Raw genomic sequence first — 5,715 nt, forward strand, 5'->3', positions numbered from 1 at the left:
CTCGGCCCCCGGCAGCGCAGGCGAACAGCCCAGCGCCGCGAGCAGGCGCTGCCAGTCCGAATCCGGCGGCGCCTGGATGCGCAGCGGTGCGCAGGTGTAGGGATGGATTAGGTCCAGCCGCCAGGCATGCAGCAGGAGCCGATGCAGGCCGAACTGCAAGCGAAAGAAGCGATTGTGCCGCACCTCACCGTGGGTGGTGTCGCCGACAAGGGGGTGACGAATGTGCGCGAAGTGGCGGCGGATCTGATGACGGCGGCCGGTGTGGGGCGTCACCAGCACCAGCGCATAACGACTGGTGGGGTAGCGGCCCACGGCCACCGGCCGCTCGACGGTGGCGAGGCGACGGTAGGCTGTGCGGGCCGCACGCAGCTGTTGCTGGGCTTGGGTATCGGCGTCCGGCTCGTCCAACGGGGGGTCGATGTGTCCGGCGGCGGCAGGCCAGCCGCGGACCACGGCGAGGTAATGCTTGGCCACCTGCCTGGCCTCGAACTGTGCCGAGAGGCGCCTCGCCGCATCTGCATTGAGCCCGAACACGAGCACGCCGGAGGTGGGCCGGTCCAGCCGGTGGGCCGGATACACACGCTGGCCCAGCTGGTCGCGCAGACGCTGCAGTACAAAGGTATCGGCCTCAGCGATGCGGGTGCGGTGCACGAGGAGTCCCGGAGGCTTGTCCACGGCCACCAACTGCGCATCGCGATAAAGCACGGACAGCATGGTCGGCTCCGGTGGCGGCCTGAGACGTCGCGGCCGGCGGTGATTCCCGCGCGCTGCGGGCGGAAAGCCCCGTTCCATCGGGTCTCTGGGGCCGTTATCGTAGTCGGGTTAAGTTCTTGGTGAGGCCCGGCGTGAAGCTCCGTTATTACATCCTGCTGCTGCTGCTGCTGTTCGGTCTGGCGCCGTTGATCATCGCCGTGCTGATCAATCTGCCGCTGGTGCTGGACCGCACGGCCATGTTCTACCAGAAGGCCTACCTCCAGAATCTGCGCGCGGACTTCCGCGACTTGGACCAGCACCTGGCGAGCCGCGACGAGATGATCCGCCTGCTGGCGAAGCTGCCGGAACCGGGCGTGATCCTGGGCGAGGCCGGCAGCGACGATGAGACCGACCGCGCCCGGGCACGCTACACGGGCTGGATCAACCAGATGCTGCCGGACCAGCTGGACGTGATCCAGATCCTGTTCTTGGACGCCGCCGGCAACGAGCGCTTCTGGCTGAGACGCGATGCCAAAACGCACGAGTGGCAGCCCGCGCCACTGCCGCCGGAGCCGCCGAGCCGAGGCTTCGTCAACGCCGGCATCAAGCTCAACCCCGGCGAGGTCATCGTCAGCCGCATCCGCATCAACCCCTACGCCGGCATGGAAGACCCGCGCCAGCTCATGACCCTGCAGCTCGCAAGTCCCATCGGCGAGCGCAGCGGCCCCAACGAGCTGCCGCCGGGGCTGCTCTTGATGACCATCGACGTCGGCGGGCTGGCACAGTACTACCGCGAGACGCTCTGGGTGACCAACGACGGCAGCTACCTACGCCCGGGCGAGCCGCTCAGCGATGCGGCCACCGCCTTCGACGACTTCCCGGGGCTCGAGCAGATCTTCGACGACGGCAAGCTCGCCCTCTGGAAGAACCCGAATGGCCCACCGCTGCTGTGGGTGCCGATGTTCCTGACGGAAGAGGGCGTGCCACTGTGGGTGGGCCGGCCGGTGGACCCCTCGCCCATCGAGCAGTTCCGCGACGCGCTGATGGCGCGTGTGCTGTCCATCATTCTGGCGCTGGTGCTGGTGGTGCTGCTCATCGCCCGCTGGCTCGCGAACCGCGCCGAGCGCTTCGGCCAGGAGCTGACCAGCGGCATCGAGTCTATCCTGCGCAGTACCGAGCCCCAAGGCGTCAGCCGGCGCTTCGATTGGCAGGGTCCGCAAGAGGTGCGCGAGCTCGGCCAGCAGCTGAACGCCTTGGCACGCCACCACGTCGAGCACCTCGCCATCGAGCGCGAGCACACGCGGGAGCTGGAGCAGTCCAACCGCTATAAGTCGGAGTTCCTGGCCAACGTCAGCCATGAGCTGCGCACGCCGCTCAACTCCATTCTGCTGCTGTCGAAGATGCTCGCGGCAAAGGAGTCCGGCCTCGATCACGAGCAGCGCCGCCAGGCCCAGGTCATCAACGAGGCCGGCCGCGATCTGCGCACCATGATCGACAACATCCTGGACATCAGCCGCATCGAGGCGGGGCCGGTCACCGTGAGCCTGGAATGGGTGGAGCTTGGCTCCATGCTCGGCGAGCTCGCCGAGATGATGCGCCCGCCCATCACCCAAAAGGGCCTGGCGCTGCACCTGGACATCGCCCCGGAGGCGCCGGAGCGCATCTATACCGATCGCGGCAAGCTGCGCCAAATACTTAAGAATTTTCTATCAAACGCCGCGAAATTCACCGATACCGGCACCATCACCGTCACGGTGACGCCGGGCACCGCGGAGCGGCCGCTGGCCATCGCGGTGACGGACACGGGCATCGGCATTCCACCCGGCAAGGAGCAGATCATCTTCGAGGCCTTCCAGCAGGCGGACGGCTCTACGCGCCGCCGTTACGGCGGCACCGGCCTTGGGCTCTCCATCAGCCGCGAGCTGGCACAGTTGCTCGGCGGCGAGATCCGGGTGGAGAGCAGCCTCGGCGAGGGCTCGCGCTTCACGCTGCTGCTGCCGCTGGCGCTGGACCCGGCGGAGCTGGATGCGGTGGAGATCCTGGAGCAGCGCTCGCCGCAGCCCCGCAGAGACGCAAGCCGCCCGGGCGCTTTGGCCTCGGAGCCAGCGGAGGCGCTGCCCGCCCCCGAGCCGGCTGCCAGGCCGGCGACGGTCTCCCTCGCGGAGCCCGGCAATCAGTGGGTGCTCCTGGTGGAGCGCGATGTGCAATGCCTAGTGACGGCCACGACCGAGCTCGAGAACCTGGGCGTGCGGGTGCAGACTGCCGCCGATGCAGACGAGGCGTTAGAGACATTACAGGAAGAACGTCACTGTGCGCTATTGCTGCTCGCGGCCTCAGCATCAACAGAAGAAAGCTGTGCTAGGATCAGTCGGATTAATGACGAGGCCGCCGGCAGCCGCCCGCCGGTCTACGTCATCGGTAACCTGGATGAAGGGCAGCGAGCGCGCTGCCAGGCGGCCGGCGCCGACGGGTTTCTTGCCAAGCCCTTGGACGCCGCTGAGCTGGCGGACATCCTGCAAAAGGTGCTGGCGCAGGCCGCGCCGGAGACGGGCGAGGCAGGGGCACGGGACATCGCATGACGGCTGGCATGACTGACGCCTCCGGGTACAAAATCCTGATCGTCGACGATCACGCGCACAATCTGTATACGCTGCGCACGTTGATCGAGAAGCACCTGCACGCCGCCACGGTGTTGGAGGCGTCGTCGGGGCGTGAGGCCATCGATCTCACCCTTGAGCATCGCGACATCGATCTGATCATCCTCGATGTGCAGATGCCGGAGATGGACGGGTTTCAGACCGCCTCGCTGCTGAAGCTGCGCAAACGCACCCGCGACACCCCGATCATCTTCCTGACGGCGGCCTTCAAGTCTGAAGAGTTCCAGCAGCGCGGCTTCGCGGTCGGCGCCGTGGACTATCTGCTCAAGCCCATCGACGACAACCTGCTCATCAACAAGATCAGCACCTACTTCCGGCTCATCGCCAAGGAGCGCGCGCTCAACATTGCGCTGGAAGAGAAGGTCGCCGAGCGCACCCGTGAGCTTGAGCAGGCCCGGCAGTACCTGGAGAACATCGTTACCTACATGGGCGAGGCGCTCTTGGTGCTGGATCCCGAGGGCGTCATCAAGCAGGCCAACCCGGCCGCCTGCGCCATGCTGGACTACCCGGAGCAGGAGCTCATCGGGCTCTCCATCGGCGACGTCTTCGAGGAGGAGGGCGACGAGGAGGCCGGCGCCTTCATGGGCACCTGGCTGGAGGCGCTCATCCGCACCGGCGCGCTTGCGAAGATCGAGGCGCGCTTCATCGCCCAGGACGGTACGCGGGTGCCCATTTTGTTTTCGCGCACCGCCGTGAAGGACGCCAATGGCGACATCAGCGAGATCATCTGCATCGCCAAGGACATGAGCGGCTATGTCCGCGTCGACGACGAGGCTGCCTACCGCACCAAGGTGGCCGGTCGCCGGGAGGCCGTATGACCAACATCCGGACACCGTCTGGCCGGAGAACGACAACGACGACAACAACCGCTGCCCGCTTGCGCGGCGGGTCTGCCCACCAAAGGTAAGCAATGGTTGTAGCCATGAACGAGCAACATTCCGCGGATCAGGATCCGTCCACGTCGCCGTCCCAGGAGGACACGGCCCTGACGGCCATGGCGCTGAAGGCGATGGCGCATCCACTGCGCTGGAAGATCCTCTGCTCTTTGGGCGACCGGGAGCTCTCGGTCGGCGAGATCGTCGAGCGCACGGGGACGTCCCAAAGCAACATTTCCCAGCACTTGGAGCAGTTGCGCAACAAGAATATCGTCGTCGCTCGCAAAGAGGCGAACCGCATTTTCTACCGCATCCGTAACCACCAATTGCTGGAACTGATCGGTATCATGCGCGACGTGCTCTGCCCGGCGAACCTCGACGACCGCTACCCGCGCTGAGCCCGGGCTGCGGCCGCACCGGATGCGGCGCAGCTGCCTTTTTCGACGCACCTTCCCATCGACGCAATCCCGACGGCCGCCGCCCCATGCCGACCCTGGACGACAAGCACTGGTTCACCGAGGTGGAGGACGGCGCCGGCAGCGCCTTCTCCCTCCGCATCCGCCGCAAGCTCCACGAGGAGCGCAGCGACTACCAGACCATCGAGGTCTATGAGACCGAGCAGTTCGGCAACCTCATGGTCATCGACGGCTTCACCATGCTCTCGTCGCGCGAGAATTTCCTCTACCACGAGATGCTCGCCCATCCGGTGCTGCTGACCCATCCCGCGCCTGAGCGCGTGTGCATCATCGGCGGCGGCGACTGCGGCACCCTGCGTGAGGTGCTGAAGCACGACTCGGTGACGCAGGCGACGCAGATCGACATCGACGAGCGCGTCACCCGCGTCGCCGAGCAATTCTTCCCCGAGCTCACCGCCAGCAACGGGGACCCGCGCGCCAAGCTGCTGTTTGCCGACGGCATCCAATGGATGGCCGACGCCGAGCCTGGCAGCCTGGACGTCATCATCGTCGACAGCACCGACCCCGTAGGCCCGGCGCAGGGACTCTTCACCGCGGATTTCTACGGCGACTGCCGGCGGGCACTGGCCGACGACGGGCTGCTGGTGCAGCAGAGCGAGTCGCCGCTCTACCACCTCGACATCATCACCAGCATGCACGAGGACCTGCGCAGCGCCGGCTTCGGTGCCGTGCAAACCCTGTTCTTCCCGCAGACCATCTACCCGTCGGGCTGGTGGAGCGCCACGATGGCCGCCGCCGGCGAGCGGATACCGGACTTCCGCCGCATCGACGCCGGCGAACTGCTGGACACCACCTATTACAACGCCGATATCCACGCGGCGGCCCTGGCGCAGCCCGAGTTCGTGCGCCGGCGCTTGGCAAGCATCGAGTAAACAAGCCCCCAAAGAAAAGGGGTCAGAGCCCTTTTTTCACAAAAAAGGGCTCTGACCCTGAGGTATCCCTTCTAAAATGCTAGGTACAACAGCTAGCTAGAAGCGAAATCTAGAGTAGATTTGAACATGCATGGGGTTTGGT

The 5,715-nt window shown here is 66.1% G+C and carries 5 protein-coding genes; 4 read left to right on the forward strand and 1 reads right to left on the reverse strand.

What is annotated here, in order from left to right; genetic code table 11:
* A partial coding sequence (locus tag I6U14_RS16670; protein WP_296900760.1) for a pseudouridine synthase occupies positions 1–714 on the reverse strand: 714 nt, incomplete at its 3' end.
* Between the two features lie 131 nt (positions 715–845).
* Between I6U14_RS16670 and I6U14_RS16675 the strand changes: the two genes are divergently transcribed.
* The 4 genes from I6U14_RS16675 (at position 846) to speE (ending at position 5,573) form a co-directional block, all read left to right on the forward strand.
* Positions 846–3,272: an ATP-binding protein gene (locus tag I6U14_RS16675; RefSeq protein ID WP_296900762.1), complete on the forward strand. Its 2,427-nt coding sequence runs from the start codon at positions 846–848 to the stop codon at positions 3,270–3,272.
* Positions 3,273–3,280: 8 nt separating this feature from the next.
* Complete coding sequence (locus I6U14_RS16680; RefSeq protein WP_296900764.1) at positions 3,281–4,168, forward strand: response regulator; 888 nt, start codon at positions 3,281–3,283, stop codon at positions 4,166–4,168.
* Positions 4,169–4,272: 104 nt separating this feature from the next.
* Entirely contained in the window at positions 4,273–4,623 is a 351-nt protein-coding gene (locus I6U14_RS16685) for an ArsR/SmtB family transcription factor (protein WP_367115686.1), read from the forward strand.
* Positions 4,624–4,709: 86 nt separating this feature from the next.
* A complete protein-coding gene (gene speE / locus I6U14_RS16690) occupies positions 4,710–5,573 on the forward strand; it encodes a polyamine aminopropyltransferase (RefSeq protein WP_296900766.1) in 864 nt (287 codons plus the stop codon).
* Positions 5,574–5,715 lie beyond the last annotated feature (142 nt).

Source organism: Thiohalocapsa sp. (assembly GCF_019695415.1).
In the GTDB taxonomy this organism is placed as follows: Bacteria; Pseudomonadota; Gammaproteobacteria; order Chromatiales; family Chromatiaceae; genus Thiohalocapsa.